At 31.9% G+C, this 22,338-nt stretch carries 15 protein-coding genes and 1 riboswitch; of the genes, 12 read left to right on the top strand and 3 right to left on the bottom strand.

Going from position 1 to position 22,338, the window contains the following annotated elements; genetic code table 11:
• Positions 1-7: 7 nt before the first annotated feature.
• Positions 8-107: riboswitch (SAM-I-IV-variant riboswitch) on the bottom strand.
• 495 nt (positions 108-602) lie between these two features.
• The 6 genes from FNB79_RS13350 (at position 603) to FNB79_RS13325 (ending at position 8,603) form a co-directional block, all read left to right on the top strand.
• A complete protein-coding gene (locus FNB79_RS13350; RefSeq protein ID WP_143381786.1) occupies positions 603-1,772 on the top strand; it encodes an efflux RND transporter periplasmic adaptor subunit in 1,170 nt (389 codons plus the stop codon).
• A 13-nt stretch (positions 1,773-1,785) separates the two neighbouring features.
• Positions 1,786-4,950 (top strand): efflux RND transporter permease subunit, encoded by a 3,165-nt coding sequence (locus tag FNB79_RS13345; RefSeq protein ID WP_143381785.1) that lies wholly within the window; start codon positions 1,786-1,788, stop codon positions 4,948-4,950.
• A 10-nt stretch (positions 4,951-4,960) separates the two neighbouring features.
• Positions 4,961-6,373: an efflux transporter outer membrane subunit gene (locus tag FNB79_RS13340; protein WP_143381784.1), complete on the top strand. Its 1,413-nt coding sequence runs from the start codon at positions 4,961-4,963 to the stop codon at positions 6,371-6,373.
• Positions 6,374-6,590: 217 nt separating this feature from the next.
• On the top strand, positions 6,591-6,959 hold the full coding sequence (locus tag FNB79_RS13335; protein WP_143381783.1) for a DUF2200 domain-containing protein: 369 nt from the start codon (positions 6,591-6,593) through the stop codon (positions 6,957-6,959).
• A 159-nt stretch (positions 6,960-7,118) separates the two neighbouring features.
• Positions 7,119-7,724 (top strand): hypothetical protein, encoded by a 606-nt coding sequence (locus FNB79_RS13330; protein WP_143381782.1) that lies wholly within the window; start codon positions 7,119-7,121, stop codon positions 7,722-7,724.
• A 138-nt stretch (positions 7,725-7,862) separates the two neighbouring features.
• Positions 7,863-8,603 carry an SDR family oxidoreductase gene (locus FNB79_RS13325; protein ID WP_143381781.1) on the top strand — a complete coding sequence of 247 codons (741 nt, stop codon included), beginning with the start codon at positions 7,863-7,865 and terminating at the stop codon, positions 8,601-8,603.
• 57 nt (positions 8,604-8,660) lie between these two features.
• Here FNB79_RS13325 and FNB79_RS13320 read toward each other — a convergent pair whose 3' ends face one another.
• From FNB79_RS13320 to FNB79_RS13310, 3 genes are all read right to left on the bottom strand, one after another.
• Positions 8,661-9,101, bottom strand: a complete 441-nt coding sequence (locus tag FNB79_RS13320; protein WP_143381780.1) for a TlpA family protein disulfide reductase — start codon at positions 9,099-9,101, stop codon at positions 8,661-8,663.
• Positions 9,102-9,192: 91 nt separating this feature from the next.
• Complete coding sequence (locus FNB79_RS13315) at positions 9,193-9,651, bottom strand: lipocalin-like domain-containing protein (RefSeq protein WP_143381779.1); 459 nt, start codon at positions 9,649-9,651, stop codon at positions 9,193-9,195.
• 290 nt (positions 9,652-9,941) lie between these two features.
• A complete protein-coding gene (locus FNB79_RS13310) occupies positions 9,942-10,535 on the bottom strand; it encodes an RNA polymerase sigma factor (RefSeq protein ID WP_143381778.1) in 594 nt (197 codons plus the stop codon).
• A 151-nt stretch (positions 10,536-10,686) separates the two neighbouring features.
• Here FNB79_RS13310 and FNB79_RS13305 point away from each other — a divergent pair, with 151 nt between their 5' ends.
• The 6 genes from FNB79_RS13305 to FNB79_RS13280 all read left to right on the top strand — a co-directional run bounded on the left by FNB79_RS13305 (position 10,687) and on the right by FNB79_RS13280 (position 22,312).
• A complete protein-coding gene (locus FNB79_RS13305; RefSeq protein WP_185967776.1) occupies positions 10,687-11,796 on the top strand; it encodes a FecR family protein in 1,110 nt (369 codons plus the stop codon).
• A gap of 106 nt (positions 11,797-11,902) precedes the next feature.
• A complete protein-coding gene (locus FNB79_RS13300; protein WP_143381776.1) occupies positions 11,903-15,403 on the top strand; it encodes a SusC/RagA family TonB-linked outer membrane protein in 3,501 nt (1,166 codons plus the stop codon).
• Between the two features lie 13 nt (positions 15,404-15,416).
• Entirely contained in the window at positions 15,417-16,814 is a 1,398-nt protein-coding gene (locus tag FNB79_RS13295) for a SusD/RagB family nutrient-binding outer membrane lipoprotein (protein WP_143381775.1), read from the top strand.
• Positions 16,815-16,829: 15 nt separating this feature from the next.
• The gene (locus FNB79_RS13290) at positions 16,830-17,801 is read left to right on the top strand and encodes an N-formylglutamate amidohydrolase (protein ID WP_143381774.1); all 972 of its coding nucleotides are present in this window, start codon (positions 16,830-16,832) and stop codon (positions 17,799-17,801) included.
• A 162-nt stretch (positions 17,802-17,963) separates the two neighbouring features.
• Positions 17,964-20,975, top strand: coding sequence for an amidohydrolase family protein (locus tag FNB79_RS13285; protein ID WP_143381773.1), 3,012 nt, complete (start codon positions 17,964-17,966; stop codon positions 20,973-20,975).
• 17 nt (positions 20,976-20,992) lie between these two features.
• A complete protein-coding gene (locus tag FNB79_RS13280) occupies positions 20,993-22,312 on the top strand; it encodes an amidohydrolase family protein (protein ID WP_143381772.1) in 1,320 nt (439 codons plus the stop codon).
• Positions 22,313-22,338: the final 26 nt, after the last annotated feature.

Below are 22,338 nucleotides of genomic sequence, written 5' to 3'. Positions count from 1 at the left end.
AGAAATCTGAGTTAACATTTGTTCCAAGTAAATGGCTTATCTATTTAGCACCTTGCTCGTTATTGCAGGTTGCTATCTCTTAATCTTTGAGATTCTTGATAATTATTTTAGGGCGGCGAAAATAGTATATTAATTTGGTAGGGTAATAGTAAAAAGTGTTAATTTATTTGAAAAAAAATAATATTTATAAAAAGTATTAAACTTATAAACTTAAATTATAATCTTTTTTACTTAAATATTAATACACAATAATTTATAGAGTGTGTATAGTTTTGTGCTATCTAAACCAATTATAAATAAAAATTGTATTTTAAACTGCCGTTTTTCTGTAAGTTAATAAGTAATTAATATACAAATAAGTGTTGGACGTAGTGTTTTAAACTAGAATTTTAATGTCAAATTTAAATTTATAAACCATCTATAAAATCTTATTGTTTTAATGTAAAATAAGTCCGTTTATATATTTAATAATTAAAAGACTTTTAAAACTAATAATATTTGATACAATATTTTAAAATAAAATACTTGCAAAGTTGCAAAAATTAAGCGGTTTTTTATCAAGTAAGAACATGACATACATAACAAGAAATAAATAGAAATCAATGAAAACAAGAACTTTTAATTTACATGTGCTAACTATGGGATTGTGTATGAGTGTGATAACGCTCTCCTGTAATTCCAATAAATCGTCTAAACCAGATATGGTGTCAGAATATGAAGTGCTAACCGTATCTACCAAAAATATAGAAACCTACAGAGAATTTCCGGTAACCATTGAAGGTACAGAAAATATAGAAATATATCCTAAAATTGAAGGTTTTATAGAGAAGGTGTATGTAGATGAGGGCCAATATGTACAAAAAGGTCAAGTACTTTTTTCATTAAATGCACCTGAATATCAACAAGACCTTTTAAGTACAAAGGCCGCAATTAGTAGTGCAAAAGCCGATGTAAGTTCTGCGCAAGTCGATGTAGAGAAAGCAAAGCCTTTAGTAGAACGAGAAATTATAAGTAAATTTGAGTTAACATCTGCAGAAAATTCACTTACTGCGGCAAATGCGGCTTTAGAACAGGCACAAGCCAACTACTCTAATGCACAAACTAACTATAACTATACAAAAATTACAGCTCCGGTTTCGGGATATATCGGTACGTTACCTTATAAATTAGGAAGTTTAGTAAGTAGTAGTATTTCAGAACCTTTAACTACGGTATCCAACATTAAACAAGTGTATGCTTATTTTTCAATTAATGAAAAGACATATTTGGAATTTGCGAAAGTAGGCCTATTTAAAAATCTTGAAGAAGTATCGCTCTTACTACCAGATTATACCGCTTTTGACCAAAAAGGAAAAATTCAAACGGTTAGCGGACAAGTAGATGAAGAAACAGGCTCGTTTAATGTGCGTGCTATTTTTGATAATCCAGATAATTTATTGAGAACCGGTAACAGCGCAACCATTCAAATTCCTAGAACAATTAAAGATGCTTTTCTTATCCCGCAATCTGCTACTTATGAAATTCAAGGTGGTGTATATGTCTATGTGGTAAACGAACAATCGCAAGTACAATCCACAAAAATTACCGTAACAGCTACAAATTCGGGTCAGGCTTATATTGTTACAGAGGGACTCAAAGCTGGAGACCAAGTAGTTCTTGAAGGCATTTCAGGTTTATCTAGCGGTAAAGAAATAAAAACAGTTCAAGTAAAAGAAAGTGATATTAGTGCGCTTCAGCAAATTACTGAAAAAGTAACAACTACCAACAACTAAAATAGTAGGAATTATGTTTAATAAATTTATAAAGCGACCGGTTCTTTCGGCGGTAATTTCTATAATCGTTTTAATTTTAGGACTTATTGGAATTACAACATTACCAATATCTCAATATCCAGATATTGCACCACCTACGGTACAGGTCTCAGCCTCTTATGATGGAGCTAATGCTGAAGCCGTATTAAATAGTGTTATTGTACCATTAGAAGAAGCAATTAATGGTGTTGAGGGTATGACCTATATGACCTCTACAGCAACTAGTGGCTCGGCTAGTATAAGTGTATATTTTGAATTAGGTACAGATCCTGATATTGCAGCAGTAAATGTTCAAAATAGTGTATCTACAGCTACAAACCTATTACCTTCAGAAGTAACTCAGGCTGGTGTTACTACAGAAAAGCAACAAAGTAGTAATGTCTTTATTTTTGGATTATACAGTGAAAACGATATTTATGACGAAGAATTTATTCAGAATTATGCTGAAATTAATTTAATTCCAGTATTAAAAAGAATTAATGGAGTTGGTAGTGCTTCAGCATTTAGTTCAAGAGACTATAGTATGCGTATATGGCTAAAAGCTAATATTATGGCTAACTATGGTTTAATTCCTTCTGATATTACTACAGCGCTTGATGATCAAAACTTAGAAGCAGCACCAGGAGAATTAGGTTTACAAGGTGAACAAGCCTATCAATATACTTTAAAATACAAGGGTAAATTACAAAATGCAACCGATTTTGAAGATATTATTATTAAGACTACAGATGATGGGCGTATTCTACGTTTAAAGGACGTTGCGAGAGTAGAATTAGGATCACAATCATATAGTACATCTACTACCATTAAAGGTAAACCAGGTACTGGTGTCGCTATAGCACAATCTGCCGGATCTAATGCTCAAGAAGTAGTTGCTCAGTCACTTGCGGCTTTAAAAGAGGCTTCTAAAAATTTCCCTGAAGGTATAAAATATACCGAAATGGTAAATGCAAATGATTTTTTAGATGCGTCTATTGAGAAAGTAATTCACACGTTATTAGAAGCATTCTTATTGGTTTTTCTTGTGGTTTTTATTTTCTTACAAGATTGGCGTTCTACATTAATTCCCGCTATATCTGTACCTGTAGCTGTTGTGGGAACTTTCTTTTTCTTAAGTGTATTTGGGTTTACCATTAATTTATTAACTTTATTTGCGTTAATGCTCGCTATTGGTATAGTGGTAGATGATGCTATTGTTGTGGTTGAAGCAGTACATGCTAAATTAGATTCGGGATATAAATCTGCCCGAAAAGCAAGTTTAGATGCCATGAGTGAAATTTCTGGGGCAATTATTTCTATTACCTTGGTGATGTCTGCAGTATTTATTCCAGTAACATTTATTAGCGGATCGTCTGGGGTTTTCTATCAACAGTTTGGTATTACACTTGCTATAGCAATTATATTATCTGCTATAAATGCATTAACCTTAAGTCCTGCCTTATGTGCTTTGCTTTTAAAACCACACGAAGAACATCAGTCAAAAAGTTATTTACAACGCTTCTATGTGGCATTTAATGTAGGTTTTGAGAAAACAACTTCTAAATATAAAAATGCATTAACATTTTTAATTCGTAAGAAAGCGATTGTTATTGGTGTTATTGTTGTTTTTATTGGGTTGTTCGTTTATTTAATGAATACTACGGCAACAGGTTTTGTACCTGATGAAGATCAAGGAATTGTTTTTGCCGATGTAAGTTTACCTGCGGCATCATCTTTAGAAAGAACAGATGAAGTATTAGATGAATTACAAAAAATAGTGGAAGACATACCAGAAGTAAATGCATTTTTAAGAGCTACAGGTCGTGGTTTTATTAGTGGTACAGGGTCTAATTATGGTATGTTTATCTTAAAACTGAAACCTTGGGATGAGCGTACGGGAGATGGACAAAGTGTACAAGATATCATTAATCAGTTGTTTGCAAAAACAGCAACCATGAAAGATGCTAGAATGATATTTTTTGCTCCGCCAACCGTTACAGGGTTTGGTTTAAGTAACGGGTTTGAAGTACAGTTGCAAGACCAAAGTGGAGGTACTGTAGATGCACTTTATAAGGTTAGTCAAGATTTTATTGAAGCATTGAGTAAACGACCAGAAATACAGTATGCCAGCACAACGTTCGATCCTACGTTTCCTCAATATGAAGTAGTTGTTGATGTCGCTAAAACAAAACTAGCAGGTTTAGATGTAGAAGGCGTATTAAGTGTCATGCAAGGGTATTTAAGTGGTGTATATGCCTCAAACTTTAATAAATTCGGTAAGCAATATCGTGTTATTTATCAAGGTGAACCTAATTTTAGAGCCAATCTAGAAAGTTTAAATGCCATAAAAGTTAAAAATGCCAATGGAGTTATGGCACCTATTACTGAGTTTATAACCTTAAAAAGGGTGTACGGACCACAAAGTTTAACGCGTTTTAACTTATTTACGGCAGCAAAAATAAGTGGAGCTCCTAATGCAGGCTATAGTTCTGGTGACGCTATTAACGCTATTGAAGAAGTAGCCGCAGAAACTTTACCAACCGGTTATGGATATGAATTTTCAGGGATGACAAGAGAAGAAATTTCAGCAGGTAGCCAAACCGTTTATATATTTATGTTATGTTTTATATTTGTTTATTTCTTGCTATGTGCTCAATATGAGAGCTTTATACTTCCGGTAGCTGTTTTGTTATCTGTTCCAGCTGGGCTTTCAGGAGTTTTAATATTTGCGAATTTATTTGGTATTAGTAACAACATTTACATACAGATTACATTAGTGATGTTAATTGGGTTACTGGCTAAAAATGCCATTTTAATTGTGGAGTTTGCCATACAGCGAAGACGAGAAGGAGAATCCATTATTCAATCAGGTATTGATGGAGCAATAGCACGATTTAGACCTATTTTAATGACATCATTTGCGTTTATTTTCGGTTTATTTCCGTTAATGATTTCTACAGGTGCTGGTGCTGTAGGTAACAGAGCTATTGGTACAGGTGCTATTGGAGGAATGTTAATTGGTACTATATTAGGAATAATGGTTGTACCTGTACTTTTTATCATTTTCCAAACACTTCAAGAAAAAATAGTTGGAGTGCCTAATCACGATTGGGGAGACGAAGATGATGAAGATGAAAATGAATTACCATTACACTCATAAATACAATAACATGAAATTAAAAACTTATATAATTCCTATTATTATAATTGTATTAACGTTACAAAGTTGTGGTGTAGTTACTAAAAAGTATAGCACACCAAAGCAAGATTTTGTTGAACAATATAGAGATACAATTATTGATGACACCACATCGTTTGCCACTTTATCTTGGAAAAAGATAATAAACGATACTGTTTTACAAGACCTTATTGCAGAAGGTTTACAAAATAATCTAGACTTAAAAGTAGCTTTAGAAAATATAAACCAGGCCCAAGCAAGTTTAGTACAAGCTAAATTGGCATTTTTACCTAGTTTAGAAGGATCTGCTCAAGTTACTAGAGCTCAAACCTCACAAGCTTCTTTAAATTTAGGAGGAGTAACGGGTATTAATTTAAACACCACCTCTTATTTAGGGCAATTAAGTAGTAGTTGGGAAATTGATGTTTGGGGAAAACTTCGTAGCAGTAAGCGTTCAGTTTTAGCTTCGTTTTTACAAACCGAAGCAGCAACTCGTGCAGTACAAACCCAACTTATATCAGATATTGCAGTAGCTTATTATAATTTATTAGCACTAGATGAACAATTAAAGATTACAAAAAAGACTTTAGAAAATAGAATTGGGGATCAGGAAACCATGAAATATTTAAAAGAATCGGCTGTAGTTGATGGTGCAGCAGTGGTACAAAGTGAAGCTAGTAGATACGAGATAGAAACTTCTATACCTGATATTGAAACAAGTATTTTAGAGGCAGAAAATGCATTGTCTATATTACTTGGTAGAGCGCCAGGGCCTATAGAACGTACTACTTTAAAGGAACAATCTCCGTATACAGATTTGCAATTAGGTATTCCTTCTACTTTGTTAAGAAACAGACCAGATATTCAGGCTGCAGAATTAGAATTTAGAAGTGCTTTTGAAGATGTAAATATGGCTAAAACCTATTTTTATCCGTCATTAACAATAACAGCTAACGGAGGATTATCGTCCTTAAATTTAACCGATTTCTTTGATAATTCGGTGTTCTTTAATCTTATTGGTGGTTTAACTCAACCTATTTTTTCTAATGGAGAAAATAAAGCCCGTTTAAAAACTAATCAATCTGTACAACAACAAGCTTTTTACGATTATAAATTAACGTGGTTAACTGCTGGAGGAGAAATTTCTAATGCGCTTTATTCGTATAAAAAAGCGAAAGAAAAACAGGTTTCGCGGTCCAATCAAATTTCTGCTTTAGAGCGATCTGTAGAATATACTGAAGCCCTTTTAGAATATTCTTCGAGCACAAATTATACAGATGTTTTAACTACTAAAAATAGTTTGTTAGATGCACAGTTAGATGGTGTTAGTGACAAACTTCAAGAGTTAGAAGCTGTAGTACAATTGTATCATGCTTTAGGTGGCGGTTGGCAAGATTTACAATAATTTAATAATACAATTAGTTATAGAACGCGATACGCTTATAGGGTATCGCGTTTTGTGTTTTATAAAGTAAATGTACAGTACAGCAGCAGCTGTTATATCCAGTTTTTATTTGTTAAATTAGATGCTTAAATGTGATAAAAAAACATGTGCAAATATATTATTATAGGTTTAGCATTGTAGTTTAAATACCTTTATAAAAATATTTATCCAAACTAATATGCAAGTTACAGCAGAGAAAAATGAAAAAGTTGCAAAAATGATTTTTGCATCAATTTATCCACTTTATCTAAACCGATTAATAAAGCGTGGACGGACTAAAAATGAGTTAGATCAAGTTATAAGTTGGTTAACAGGATATAGTGAAAATCAAATACAAACGCTTATTGATGAAAAAGTGACTTTTGAAACGTTTTTTAATGAAGCTACTTTACATCCGAAGGCAGCTTTAATAAAAGGCGTAATTTGCGGATATCGAATTGAAGAAATACCTGATGAATTTGAAATTTACAGACAATGTAGATATCTAGATAAGTTGGTTGATGAATTAGCTAAAGGTAGAAAATTAGATAAAATTATGCGTGAATAAATCAAATCTAATTAATAGTAAAATTGAATTTTAGTTATCTATTAATAAGTTGAAATAAAATAGTAAACTAAATTCTAATTAGATTTTATATCTGTATATATTTATAGTTGTAGCGCTTAATTCTATATTAATTAACCCTTTTTTAAACGTCTTAAAAAAATGAAATTATTAAAATTTTTAGCCATTCTACTTGTGTTTACTACACAAGCTTGTAAGTCGGTAAAAACTAACAAAGACAATTTTAAAACGAAACTTTCTGTGTTTCAAAATGAATCTGAAATTCCAATTAAAACAGCTTCAAAAACAGTTAATTTAAATAAAGCCCCATTTTCTTTACGTTTTTATAATAAAGCATATAATCTTGAAAATAACTTATTATATGCTGCACGTATTGCAGCTTTTAGAGATAAATCAGAGTTCGATAAGGTAAAAATTGGAATAGCAACACAATATTTGCCTTGTTTTGCTTCAGGTTCAGGAATAGCTGCAAATAGAAGCGGATCTTACGAGCATTTATATTTTATGAATGATGGTCATCATTATACCATGTATAAAGATTCAACTAGCAAAAGATTAAAACTTTTAAGTGAATCCGATTCATTATTGCATTTAGAATTCGAAATTAATTCTCTCGTTTATGATGATAAAACGATGAGTATGGAAAACACAGATTTATCTCAGTTTTATTTAGCTGTTTTTATAGATAAAAACTTAAACGGAATTATTGATAAAGGCGAACTTAATAAATTAACAATAAACATGTAAAGTAGTATTTATTTAAATTGTAATGTGATATAAAACATACAGTTTTAAAAATTAAATTTATATTTATTATAGCTATAATTTAAAATCGAGTTAAATTATAGCTATAACTAATACGCTTAACTATTTTAAAAATTAAATATGAGTAGTTTAAAAGGAAAAGTGGCGATTGTTACAGGATCGTCTAAAGGAATAGGTGCAGAAATTGCTAAAGAATTGGCAAAAAAGGGTGCAAAAATTGTTGTTAACTATGCATCAGATAAAGAAGGCGCTTTAAAGGTTGTAAAACAGCTTGAAGCATTAGATAGCGAGGTTTTATGTGTACAGGCAGATATAAGTGTAATTAAGGATGTAAAACGTTTGTTTGATGACTCTTTATCGCATTTTGGTAAGATAGATATTTTAGTTAATAATGCTGGTGTTATGGATAATGCTAAAATTGAAGATGTAACAGACGATATGTTTGACAAGCAAATGAATGTTAATGTTAAAGGTGTTTTTTATACGTTAAGAGAAGCTTCTACTAAATTAGCAGATCATGGAAGTATCATTAATCTGTCTTCAACAGTTACACGAACAATCTTTCCTACTTATGGCATTTATTCTGCTTCTAAAATAGCTATAGAACAGATGAGTAAAGTTTTTGCCAAAGAAATAGGAGCGCGTGGAATTAACGTAAATTGTGTATTACCAGGACCTACAGAAACAGAATTATTTTTAAAAGGAAAATCGGAAGCTTTTATTGAAGAATTGGCTAGTAAAAATGCATTTAAGCGATTGGGAAATCCTATTGATATAGCACAAGTTGTAGCGTTTTTAGCGACCGATGAAGCCAAATGGATTTCGGGACAAAATATAGGTGCAAATGGAGGAATGGCTTAATTAAATAGATATTAAAGTTAAAATATTAAACACTTAAAATTAAAGTAAGTAACTTTTTTATGTATTGCTTATAAGACTCTCTAATGCATAATACAGTCTGTTTTGAGCGTTATCTTGAGATCCAAAAATAGAACGAAATAATTCGCCGTTTTCCGTAAAGAGCAGCCATTGAGGTGTGCCTTCAGATTGAAATTGGTCGTAAACCTTGTGATGTTTGTCTATATAGATTGGAAATGGAATTTCACCACTTGTAAAGATGCTTTTTATCGTGTCTTTTGTACCTTCTCTGTTTTTAAAATCGGCATGAATTCCGATTACTTGAATGTTAGGAAACTGTAGCATAAATTCGTACGCTAAAGGAATTGCTCGTCCAGTACACCCTAAACAATCGTTATTATAAATCAGGAATAAGCATACTTTATGCCCATACTTGGTCATTAAATTTACGGGATTATTTTCCAAGTCATTAACAATCACAGATTGTACTTGCTCATTCATTGTGTATAAATTAAACGGATTGCATATTTAAGTGTTTTATCATTTTAAGTAAAACAAACCTTGTTATTAAATAAGTACAAATAAATATTATTTAAACGTTTTCTACAGCCCGTTCCCATACCACTTTAGCTGTTTGTAATTCCCCATTAAACATTACAGCTTGTTCGGTTTCCAAATTTAAAATATTGTTTTCTAATTTAATTAAACGTACCTGCTGTTTACCTAACCAATTAGGAAATAAACTAACATCTAATTCATGAGCCACTGTTTTTTTTATTTCATTTACAGAAAAACGTCCAGAGTAAGCCAAATAACCACTTGCAGCATTTTTATATTCTTCCGGTTCACCAGCAAACATATCGTCTGATTTAAATAAATTACGGTCTTTTTTCTGCATTTGTGCAGACATATAACCGTCTGGAGTATACATAATAAAGCCTAAAGGATCCTTATCTAAAGGGTAACTTGTCTCTCCGTTTTCATTTTCTTGAGTAAACTCTTTTAATGTCCATGCACCAACTAATTGATCTCTTAATTTTATATTTTTCATATTCTTTTTTTATATGTTTAAACAGATTGTAATTCCTGTTTTTATTCGTTGACTTACGATCTTTATAAAAAAAAAGCAACTTCAAAAATCGTAATTACTTCAATAAAATTACAACTTTAAGAATAGCTAGTAGAATGCTTTTTAAACTTTAAGAGGACTTTAGGATTATGTTTAGATTTGTTTTGGAGTGAATTTTTATTTGAGAAAAGATTGACTTTGTAGTATTAGTTTTTTTGCTCACTGTATATTTTAATCATTTTAAAAAGTGGTATACTTTTCAAAATATACTTTCAGTGCTTTTTATTAAAAGATAAAAATGTAAATAAAAACTGATATTTTCCATTTAAATTATCTTTTAAAATTTTGAAGGCTTTTGTGAGATGGCCCTCTACTGTCTTTAAGGAAACACCAAGATAATTTGCAATTTCGATATTAGTTAAGCCTTCCTTTTTACTCATAATTAAAACTTGCTTGCATTTTTTTGGGAGTACCTGGATTTCTTGTTCTAATAATTCAAGCTTTCTGTCTAGGTTTTCGTTATAATCTTGCTGAACGACGGTAGATAATGTATCTGAGAATGTTTTTTCAAGAAAAAATGTTTCTCGACTGTGTTTTTTTATATGATCTAAATATTTATTTTTTATTGCTTTATATAACCATCCTTTTAATAAAGTATCAGTATTAAGGGATTCTCTCTTTTCCCACAATTTAAAAAAAACGTCTTGTACTAAATCTTTTGCCAGTAACTCGTCACGACATAAACTCTTAGAATAAACATACAATTCATCATAGTGTGACTCTACCATTTTAATAAACACTTTTTTATCGCTTTTTTTTATTGCGATTATTTCAGTGTTTTTGCCTGTTTTGTTAGGGTTATTCATGTGTATTGCTGTAATACGCTCAAAATTATCAATAATTTTTTAAAAAAAGCAAGGGTTCTGCAAAAACCAATCGTTTTACTAATAACAATTCGACAATCCTCATTTTAAAATGAAAAAAAATAAACATATTTCGATAATTATAAACAAATTTTTGGAAAAAACCGCTAGTCCTGAAGAAATTCAAGTACTTTCTGCATGGATAAAGGAGAATCCATCAGCATATAAAGATTATGTAGAGCTTCATTATTTAATTACAAGAGATAAGAATAAAGATGAAGCCAAATTATTTAAAACAGAATTACTTTCAAAATTCGACAATCTTTTTAATCTAAAGAAAAAAAATCGAGGTTGGTTAAAATATGCCGCTATATTTATAACTGTGCTAGCATCTTCTGCTTATTTCTTTTTAAAACAGGCCAATAGTAATACAAAAATTCAAGAGGAAATTACAATTACTTTAGGAAACGGTACACAAGAGGTTCTGAATACAAATACGTCTAGTATTATTTCTAGTTCAGATACTTATGTAGCAGAGCAAGACAGAACAAAAATCACATATAAAGCTCAAAACATAGATAGAAATGATAAAAAGCAGTCACTTGTATATAATACAGTGAATGTACCTTATGGTAAAAAATTTGAAGTTGTCTTATCAGATGGGACAGAGGTTTATCTTAACTCTGGATCTTCTTTTACTTTCCCGACTGCCTTTTATAGTACAGGAGAAAGACATGTAGAATTAACAGGTGAAGCTTACTTCTCTGTTAAATCAGATTCATTAAGACCATTTATGGTTAAATCTAAAGACATTGTGACGCAAGTATTAGGAACTGAATTTAATTTTTCTAGTTACCCTAATGATGACGTAACTCACGTCGTTTTAGTTGAAGGACGTGTTGAGGTATCTCAAACCGATAATCCTGATGTTGATGCCATAGTTTTAAAACCTAACCAAAAAGCATTTTATAAAGCATCTAATTCAGAAATAAAAATTAAAGATGTAGATGTAAGTCGCTATATCTCTTGGAAAGACGGTGTTCTGTATTTCAAGAATGAAACCTTTTATCACATTGCTAAAAAATTAGAAAGACATTACTCTGTGTCTATAGAGATTAAAGATGAAACATTAAAAACAGAAAGATTTACAGGTCGATTTAAAACAGAAACTATTGAAGAAGTTCTTCAAGGGTTTCAAAGACTTAAAGATTTTGAATATGATTTAGAACATGAAAAAATAATATTAACTCAAAATAAAAAATAATATATGAAGTAAACCTGAATAATAACAAGGAGTTTCTTGAACATCACCAACAAAGCTCCAGAATAATTTAATAGCTAAAATAAACCAATTAAACCCAACTAAAAATATGAAGAACGCACTATACAGAAACTATTTTAGAGCAAAAATAGATCTGAAAATGAAAATATCTACTCTATTTTTATTTGCTGTCTTATTCCAAGTCAACGCGAATTCTGCCAATGCCCTCCAATCTATTTCAATGAAAATGGAAAATGCCTCTATTGGTACTATTTTTAATGAGATAGAGCGTAGTACAGATTATAACATTCTCTATAAAGATTCTACACTTGATTTAAATAAAAAAATAACCGTTAATGTTGTTAAAGTTGAAATTGAGACTTTAATGAATATTATATTAAAAGAGAGTAATGTCTCTTTTGAAGTAAGGAGGAAATTAATTGTACTTATAGAAAAAGATAAACCGGCAATAAAGTCTACAACGCCATCTGTAAAACAAAATAAAGAGGTTCCTATTAATATATCAGGTACGGTTACCGATGAAAATAATATGCCATTACCCGGTGTAAGTGTTGTAATTAAGGATTCTATGAAAGGTGTTTCGACAGATTTTGATGGTAATTACTCACTTGACGTTCCTAAAGGAAAAGTTATAATTTTCTCTTATGTGGGTTATGAAACCAAAGAAGTAACAGTAGGAGACGAATTGGTTATAAATATATCAATGGTTCCTGGAGTAAATAATCTTGATGAAGTTTTTATTACCGCAATAGGTACTAAACAATTAAAAGATAAATCGGGTTCTACAAGTTCTTCTGTTCAATCAGAGAATATTGAAAAATCAGGAGAAACAGGTATAATTAATTCATTAGCAGGTAAAGCATCTGGTGTGCGTATAGGTAAATCTAATGGAGATCCTGGTGCAGGTTCATCAATTCAAATACGTGGAGCAAATACCATACAAGGTGCTAGCCAGCCTTTAATTATTCTAGACGGAATACCCGTTAGTAATGATAATATTGGTAGTGTTACAGTTAGTCAACAATCTCGTTTAGATGATATCAACCCAAAAGATATAGAGTCTGTACAAATCTTAAAAGGAGCTTCTGCTGCTGCACTTTGGGGGTCTAGAGCTGCAAATGGTGTTATTATGATAACAACAAAAAGCGGTAGATTAAACAAAAAACCGACTGTTCAATATTCTCTTACACAATCTTATGATGATATAAGTGTGCGTACAAAACTTCAAAATGAATATGGTCAAGGACAAAATGGTGAATATAATGTCTCTTATGGAGAATCTTGGGGAGATAAAATAGCGAACCGTTCAGGAGAAGCAGATATTGTAGACACTTCAGGAGGATCTTTTGTCTCAAATACAACAGGAAATGAATATTATTCTGTAATCACAAAAAATTCTAAAGAAACATTTAGAGACAGTAATTACAATAAAGTATTTAGAACAGGTACTTTTTCTCAGCACAACATCTCTGTAAGTGGAGGAGGAGAAAAAGCATCTTACTTTTTTAGTTATGAAAATTTAGGTCAAGAAGGTATCATAGAAAATTATGATTACGACAGACAAAATATAAGATTAAACACAAAGTTTAAAGTCACAGACTGGTTAACTTGGAACAACAGAGTGTCTTTTACTAACACAAAATCTAATAGAATTGTTCAGGCAGGAGAAAATACCAATGGAGTGTTATTAGGACTATTAAGAACTTCTCCAGATTTTGATATCTCAGATTATAAGGGCACATATACTTCTTCAAGCGGAGATATTTATACTAATCGCCAACGTTCTTATAGAAGACATCTTGGAGAGGCTGAAAATCCTGTTTATAATAATCCGCTTTGGACAATAAATGAACAAAAAGCCCCAAGTGATGTTAATCGATTTATTGTGAATCCGGAATTAACTATAGATCCTGTTAATTGGTTAAAAATTATTTTAAGAGGAGGTATGGATTACTATAATGATACGCGAAGTGAATTTTATCCAATAGGATCTGCAAGTAGTACTAGAAGTGGAGGATATTGGAGCCAAACAGATATTGTAAGTAAAGAACTTAATTTTGATGGTATTGCAATTGCAACTCACGACTTTAGTGATGATTTTGGTTTATCTGCAACATTTGGATATAATATTAATGATAGAGATCGTGTGTCTAACTATAATATATTAAGCCCATTTGCAGTAGATTCAGATTTAGCGACACCAGATTTAAATCCAGATCAATCCTCTACATCTTGGAGTAGAGATATAACTAAAATAAGATCTAACCGTGGTTATGGTGTTTTAGGAATAAATTTATACGAACAATTATTTATTAATCTATCAGGTGCATTAGAAGCTGCTTCAACAATAAAAGGGAGCTTTTTCTATCCTTCAGTAGATTTAGCATGGCAATTTACAGATCTCTTAAATTCTGATTTTTTAAGTTTTGGAAAATTTAGAGCATCATGGGGAAAAGTAGGTATACAACCAGAACCTTACAAATTCGAGACACTAGCAACTACAGGTTTCTCTTCATTTGGAGGAGCATTTATGGTAGATTCTGAAAAAGGAAATTCTAATTTAAGACCGGAAATTAAAACGGAATGGGAAATTGGAGGAGATTTAAGATTTTTTGATAATAAGTTTTCTTTAGGTATTACATATTACGAGAATGAAACTAAGGATATTTTATTTGCTGTAAAGGCAAACCCGAGTTCTGGATTTAATTACAATTATAAAAATGCCGCAGTTATAGAAAATAAAGGTCTTGAAATAGATCTTACAGGTAAATTAATAGATTCTGAAAACCTTAAGTTATCGTTCAATACAAATTATAACAAAAACAAAAATAAGGTTGTAGATATTGCAGGAGCAGAAACAGTTGATATTGGAGGAACTTCTAAAGCGGTTAAAGGTTATGCTATGAGTTCATTTTATTTACCAGGGACACTTCGTAATGCAGATAACAGCTTAGATTTAGATGCTAACGGATTCCCCCAATTAGATACGGAAAGTCGTGTTTTAGGAGATCCTAATCCGGAATGGCGTGGTGGTTTAGGAATGAAATTAGAATATAAAGATTTTGATTTCAGTTTCTTATTCGAGCATTCTCATGGAGGAGATTATATAAACCGTACGAATATCGTGCTTTATGGTTTTGGAAATCATGCTAACGTAGCCAAAGAAGTTATGCTGACTGAAGATATGGTAAATGTTAACGGAGATGTTTTTGCAGCAGGAACTACAGTTAGAGGGAATATAGAAAATTTTGGAGCTGGAAATGTGTTGTTAGATGAATCTTGGTACCGTGGTATTGGTGGAGGTTTAGGTTATAATAAAACTAATGATCTTTATATAGAAGATGCCACATGGACCAAACTACGTAATGTTACTATTGGTTATACACTATCAAAACTTAAATTAAGTAAAAAATTAGCTTTAGAATCGTTACGTTTTTCAGTGACAGGACGTGATTTATTTTTATGGACAGATATTATTGATGTCGATCCAGAAACTAACAATTACGGGGTAAGTAATGCCTTTGGTATGAACTATTTTAATAACCCAGGAACGCGTTCTGTTTTGTTTAACATTCAAGCTAACCTATAAAAATTCAATTCATATGAAATCAACATATAAAATATTACTATTAATTTTTACAGCCTTAGCTTTTATAGGTTGTGAAAGTGTAGTCGACGATTTAAACGAAAATCCAAATCAATTAACTCTAGATGATATAGATGCTGGTTTATTCTTAAACGGAGCAGAATTGTCTAACATAGGTATTCAATTGGGATCTTATAGCAGAATGGCTGGATATTGGTCAGGTCAATTGGTTGGTTATGAACAAACAGAATTTGAACGTTATCAATATAATGTTACAAGCAGTACATTTGATTGGGATGGATACCAAAGTGTATTAACTCCTTTAAGAGAAATTCAAGAAAGAACGACAGATAATCCATTGTTGTTAGGAATTTCTAAAGTGGTAGAAGCACATTTGGTAGGAACGTACGCTTCGTTATTTGGAGATATTCCGTATTCTGAAGCACTTACTGATATTGAAAATCCAACTTTTGATAATCAAACTTATGTGTTCGAACAATTACAACTGCTTTTAGATGAGGCTATTTCAGAACTTGAAAATGCAGAAGGTTATGGCGTATTAGAAGATTTTATTTTTAATGGTGATAGAGAAAAGTGGTTAGAATCTGCATGGACGCTTAAAGCACGTTACTATACACATACCAAAGAATATAGTTTAGCTTATGCAGCTGCTTTAAACGGAATTTCTTCTAGTGAAAATAACATGATGTTTGTTCCGCTAGATATTACTGGAGAAAATAGTACTAAAAATAAATACTATATTTTATTAGAATCAGGACCCTATACAGGGACAAGCGGTAGTTATCTTGAACAATTATTAGATCCTACAAGTGGTGTGTCTCGAAACAATTCTAAAACAGACGAAACGGCAAGAGGTTTATATTATACAATAGATCAAACAACAGGAGATTCTAACCTTGGTATTGCTCAAGAATTAGAACCTCAACCCATGATAACGTATAGAGAGAATCTACTTATTTTAGCCGAATCTGGATTTAGAACAAGCGGATTTACTACTGGTTTAGAGCATTTAAATACATTACGTGCATTTTTAAATACAGGAAGTTTCCTTAACACCAATTTTGCTTCAGAATCTTATACTTATGAGGCTTATACTCCTGAAGATTTTAATGCTGGTGGTATTGAAAATATGGATAATATAGATACAGATGATGCTTTACTTCGCGAAATAATTGAAGAGCGATATGTTTCAGGATTCACAACTTTTATGGCTTTTGATGATACACGTAGATTGCAAAAAACAGATTCAGATCTTGCTGTCCCATTTCCTTTAAATGTAGCTACAAGCACACAAAATGTAGAACGTATGTTATATCCAGAAGATGAAATTTTATCTAATACAAACGCTCCGTCAGAACCAGGATTGTTTGCTGCTACAGAGGTAAATCAATAATCTTAAACATACCCTATGAAAATCAATAAAACAAAATCTGTTACAGCGTATGGGATGACTTTTTTAAAGAAAGTCTTCCAAACGAAAAGTGTAGTATTATGTTTGCTAACTACCACTGTGTTTTTTCAAATACAGTGTAGTAGCAAAAAGACAACTTTAGATAAAGATGAATCTCTTGTTGTAAAAGATATATTCGATCCAAGTTGGTTGGAAGCTACAGAAGGTAATATGCCTTTAGTTATAAGTGTACCTCATGGTGGTTTAATTTCTCCAACAGAAATACCAGATCGTACATGTGGTACAAAGGAGAAAGATGACAACACTAATTTTTTAGCTTACGAAATAAGTGATGCCTTTGAAAAACAAGGAAAAAAACCATTTTTAATTGTATCTCAAATTGCAAGGGCTAAAATTGATTTAAATCGTGATATGGACGTAGCAACTTGCGAAAACCCTATGATGTATTCGACTTGGAAGCAATATCATAAATACATTGAAGCTGCAATATCTAAAGCTATAGAGCAATATGGTTATGCACTTTATATAGATTTACATGGACAAAGTCATCCTGTAAAACGATTAGAACTTGGGTATATGTTACGTAAGTCAGATTTAGAAAGCAACAGTGTGAGTGCGACAGCTATAAATGCTAAATCTTCGCTTCAGAATTTATTAAACATGACAGGTAATCAAACGCTTAAAGACTTATTAATTGGAGAACATGCCTTAGGTACTTTTTTCGAATCTAATGGTTATCCTGCAGTTCCGAGTTTACAAGACCCATATCCAAAATCTGATGAAGCTTATTTTTCAGGAGGTTATAATACCAGACGTTACACGTCTTCAGACTATCCTAAAGTATTTGGATTACAAATAGAAGCTAATTATAAAGTTCGTGCTTCTGAAGCTAATAGAAAGCAATTTTCTGAAGCTTTTGTAACATCTATCACAGATTATTTAGACGTTTTACAGCCTCTAATTAAATAAAACTTAAATAGTTGTTATGATAAACATTGGAGTGTTACATGCTCTACAATCCAATGTATAATAAAGTCTACCTCATCTGTTTTGAATGAAATTTTTAAAGTAAATGAGGTAAGATTTTATCTGCAAATCAAGTTATAACGGTAATTTTTAATACACTTAAAAATGAACAATAAAAAAGTTTACAGGTTTCTTGTGCTATTCAGCATTTTTATGTTTGTAAAACAAGGGTATAGTCAAGAAACTTTTCCTAAAAACGATGTTACAGATTCCAGACCACAAACGGTAGCTTTTACAAACGCTACAATTATTATCAATCCAACAACTACAGTAGAGAAGGGGACGTTATTAATTAAAGATGGTGTTATTGTATCTGTTTCTAGTACAACAGAAATCCCCAAAGGATATACACAAATAGACCTCTCAGGGAAATATATATATCCTTCATTTATAGACATGTTCAATACTTATGGTCAACCAGAAGTTAAACTTCCCAAACGTGTTAATCCTTTTATAAAAAGAGAACAAATTCAGTCTAGTACAAAAGGACCATATAATGCCAATGAAGCCATTAAATCTAATTATAATAGCGCAGCATATTTTGGAGTTAATGAAAAACGTGCACTTAAATTAAGAGCACAAGGTTTTGGTGCCGTTGCTAGTATGCGACCAGATGGTATTGCACGTGGTACTGCAACATTTGTTGCTCTAGGAAATGAGAACGAAAATAGCATGGTATTAAAAAATATAGTTGCTAGTCATTATTCGTTTGATAAGGGAAGTTCTACACAAGATTATCCTATTTCTCCAATGGGATCTATTGCTTTATTAAGACAAACGTTTTATGATGCAAAATGGTATGTCTCTAATCCTTCACGAACCTTTTCAGACCTTACTTTAGAGGCTATTGAAAACCATAAAGATTTACCACAAATTTTTGAAGCTAAAGATTGGTTAACAGATATTCAGGTGCGTAAAATTGGACAGGAATTTAATATGGATTTTATTATTAAAGGAGGAGGAAATGAATACCAACGTTTAGAAGAAATTAAACAGTTAAATTCATCTTTAATTATTCCTATAAATTTTCCGTCAGATTATAATGTAACAGATCCAGTTATTACAGACAAGATTACATTAGCCGATTTAAAGCATTGGGAATTGGCGCCTTCAAATCCATCTCGTTTAGAACAAGAAGGGATTTCGTTTGCTATAACTACATACCCGCAAGAAAATCCATCAAATTTCCTTGAAAATTTACGTAAAGCCGTTGCATTTGGCTTAACCAAAGAAAAAGCACTATCTAGTCTTACTACAACCCCTGCAAAACTCCTTAAAGTTGACGATTTAGTTGGTACATTATCTAAAGGAAAATTAGCTAATTTTATCATTGCTGATGGCGATATATTAGAGAATCAAACATTGCTTTTAGAAAACTGGGTAAAGGGGAAACCTTATGTAGTTCATGAAGTTTTAAATAAAAATCTTTTAGGAGAGTATACTTTAGAAGTAGGAACATTGCATACAAAATTAAAACTGAGTCTTGTAAAAGGAAAATATGTAGCCAGCTTGATTTCTTCAGATGGATCTGAAAATAAAGCGGATTTTAGAATGGATGGAGAGCTTCCTGTTTTACAATTTGTAACGAATAATATTCAATATAATTTAAAAGGATGGCAGGTTTCAGAACCAAATAAAATTGTTTTTAAAGGCACAGGAACACTTAATTTTAAAGATGAAATCGTGTGGTCTGCAGAAAAAATAACGAATGGCAAGTTAAAAGATAAGAAAGAATCATCAAGTAATTTTGATAACTTAGGCGCTGTTTTTTATCCGTTCTTAGCTTTTGGAAATACAAGTAAAATTACTTCAGAAAACATTCTAATAACTAATGTAACCATCTGGACAAATGAAGATACGGGTATATTAGAAGGAACAGATATTTTACTAGAAGATGGTAAAATTTCAAAAATAGGAAAGCATTTGTCTGCTAAGAATGTTACAGTTATAGATGGTACAGGAAAACATCTTACGCCTGGAATTATAGACGAGCACTCGCATATTGCCTTAAACGGTATTAATGAAGTGGCACCAAATTCAAGTATGGTACGTATGGAAGATGTTGTAGACTCTGAAGATCCTGGTATTTACAGAGCTTTAGCAGGAGGTGTTGTTGCAGCACAATTATTACATGGCTCGTCAGACCCTATTGGAGGGCAGTCGGCATTAATTAAACTTAAATGGGGAGAATCTCCAGAAGGACTTAAAATAAAAGATGCAGATCCTTTTATAAAATTTGCATTAGGAGAAAATCCAAAACGCTCCAAAAGTGCACCTTCTATTCGCTTTCCTAGAAGTTTAATGGGAATGGAACAATTCTATACAGATGCATTTACAGAGGCGTTAGAATATCAAAAAGAATGGGATACTTATAATCAATTAAGTAAGAAGCAAAAAGCGAAAGCCATTATGCCCAGAAAAAACTTGGTGCATGAAGCGATGTTGGAAGTTATAACAGAGAAACGATTTATTTCATCACATTCATATCAGCAAAAAGAAATGCTCATGCTTATGGATGTTGCAGATCGTTTTAGTTTTACAATTAATACGTTTACTCATGCCTTAGAAGGCTACCGTATAGCCGATAAAATGCTTGAACATGGTGTTGGTGGTAGTACATTTTCAGATCGTTGGAATTTTAAATGGGAAACTCGAAATGCGATTCCGTATAATGCCACAATAATGAATACTGTTGGTGTTACTACGGCAATAAACTCTGATAGTGGAGAAACCATTAGACATTTAAATCACGAAGCCTCTAAAGCTATAAAGTATGGTAATACATCTCCAGAAGACGCGTTAAAAATGATAACATTAAATCCAGCAAAATTATTACACTTAGACGATACTATGGGAAGTATAAAAGTAGGAAAGTCTGCAGATGTTGTGTTATGGTCTGGTCCGCCATTGTCTATATATTCTAAAGCAGAAAAAACAATAATTGAAGGTGCCATATATTTTGATATTGAAAAAGACAAAACACTTAGAATGACTATGCAGAATGAAAGAGCTCGGATTTTAAGTAAAATGGATGGATTAGAAAATGGTGCAAATCCAACAAAAATATCGAAAGAAAAACCAGAATTTGATTGTGAATATATTCAAATGGGCAATTAATTAAAACATTAAAAATTATGAAAGCTAATAAATTCTATACCCTATTGCTATTAATAATGTCCGCTTCATTTTCAAATAATGTGTTAGCACAATGGATGCCGGAAGTTGCAAAACCTCAAACAGATCCCATTTTACTTAGAGGTGGAACAGTGCATACTGGAGACGGTCAAGTTCTAGAAAATACAGCCGTTGGTTTTGATCAAGGAAAGATTACCTATTTAGGAACAGAAGACAATTTAGGAGACAAAAAAGACACGTATAAAATTATAGATATCTCAGGACAGCATGTGTATCCAGGTTTTATTCTTCTAAATTCTACTATCGGAATTCAGGAAATAAGTGCCGTTCCACACTCTAACGATGTTTTAGAAGAAGGCGATTTTAATCCTAATCTTAACACCATGTACGCCTACGATACTGGATCTACTTACATACCAACATTACGGTTTAATGGTATTTTGTATGTAGAATCTATACGTCCTAGAGGTGTAATATCTGGAACATCGTCTGTTATGGAGCTCGATGGTTGGAACTGGCAAGATGCAGTCTTTAAAAAAGAAGCCGCAATTCATTTGCATTGGCCTTCGTCTTTAAAAGCAATAGTAGATAAAGAAACGAATACGCTTCACATGCAACCCAATCCATCTTATAAAGACGTACGGGAAAAACTTGAAAACTTATTTGTAGCATCTATAGCGTATCACGATACTAAGGAAAAACCAATTAATTTAAAGCTAGAGGCATTAGAAGGATTATATTCAGGCAATAATACACTAGTTATTCACGCTAACGAACCTAAAGAAATTATTGAAGGTATATCTTTTGCTCAAAAGTTTGGAGTAAAAAATATGGCTTTGGAAGCATCAAACGCAGTTTTAAAAGTGAAATCATTTTTAAAAGCACATGACATTCCAGTTATACTTCCTCCAACATATAATTTACCCAGATCTTCAGATTTGGATTATGATACGTATTATACTTTACCAAACATACTCATAAAGGAGGGAATTGTAGTGGCATTAAATCATTCAGGATCTTTATCTAATGCTATGAATTTACCATTTTACGCCGGAACAGCAGCTGCTTTTGGTTTAGATAAAGAAGAGGCGCTTAAAACAATTACATTAAATCCTGCCAAAATACTTGGTATAGATAATAGCGTTGGATCGATAGCAATGGGTAAAGATGCCAGTCTATTTGTATCTAAAGGAGATGCGTTAGATATTCAGTCTAATGCGTTGTCTATGGCATTTATTAGAGGAAAAAAGTTAACGTTAGATGGACCGCATCAAGAAAATTTTAAAATTTACTCAGAAAAATATAGTCAAAAAGATTAATTCCTTCTATTTATGTATCTAAAACA

The sequence above is a fragment of the Formosa sediminum genome, from assembly GCF_007197735.1.
In the GTDB taxonomy this organism is placed as follows: domain Bacteria; phylum Bacteroidota; class Bacteroidia; order Flavobacteriales; family Flavobacteriaceae; genus Formosa; species Formosa sediminum.
Note: the sequence above shows the minus strand (reverse complement) of the source record. Positions and strands in the feature narration are given on the sequence as shown.

Coding starts and splice junctions, on each gene's coding strand:
- FNB79_RS13340 (WP_143381784.1), top strand. CDS start 4,961: ATGAAATTAAAAACTTATATAATTCCTATTATTATAATTGTATTAACG.
- FNB79_RS13335 (WP_143381783.1), top strand. CDS start 6,591: ATGCAAGTTACAGCAGAGAAAAATGAAAAAGTTGCAAAAATGATTTTT.
- FNB79_RS13320 (WP_143381780.1), bottom strand. CDS start 9,101: ATGAATGAGCAAGTACAATCTGTGATTGTTAATGACTTGGAAAATAAT.
- FNB79_RS13310 (WP_143381778.1), bottom strand. CDS start 10,535: ATGAATAACCCTAACAAAACAGGCAAAAACACTGAAATAATCGCAATA.
- FNB79_RS13295 (WP_143381775.1), top strand. CDS start 15,417: ATGAAATCAACATATAAAATATTACTATTAATTTTTACAGCCTTAGCT.
- FNB79_RS13315 (WP_143381779.1), bottom strand. CDS start 9,651: ATGAAAAATATAAAATTAAGAGATCAATTAGTTGGTGCATGGACATTA.
- FNB79_RS13300 (WP_143381776.1), top strand. CDS start 11,903: ATGAAGAACGCACTATACAGAAACTATTTTAGAGCAAAAATAGATCTG.
- FNB79_RS13325 (WP_143381781.1), top strand. CDS start 7,863: ATGAGTAGTTTAAAAGGAAAAGTGGCGATTGTTACAGGATCGTCTAAA.
- FNB79_RS13290 (WP_143381774.1), top strand. CDS start 16,830: ATGAAAATCAATAAAACAAAATCTGTTACAGCGTATGGGATGACTTTT.
- FNB79_RS13280 (WP_143381772.1), top strand. CDS start 20,993: ATGAAAGCTAATAAATTCTATACCCTATTGCTATTAATAATGTCCGCT.
- FNB79_RS13345 (WP_143381785.1), top strand. CDS start 1,786: ATGTTTAATAAATTTATAAAGCGACCGGTTCTTTCGGCGGTAATTTCT.
- FNB79_RS13330 (WP_143381782.1), top strand. CDS start 7,119: ATGAAATTATTAAAATTTTTAGCCATTCTACTTGTGTTTACTACACAA.
- FNB79_RS13350 (WP_143381786.1), top strand. CDS start 603: ATGAAAACAAGAACTTTTAATTTACATGTGCTAACTATGGGATTGTGT.
- FNB79_RS13285 (WP_143381773.1), top strand. CDS start 17,964: ATGAACAATAAAAAAGTTTACAGGTTTCTTGTGCTATTCAGCATTTTT.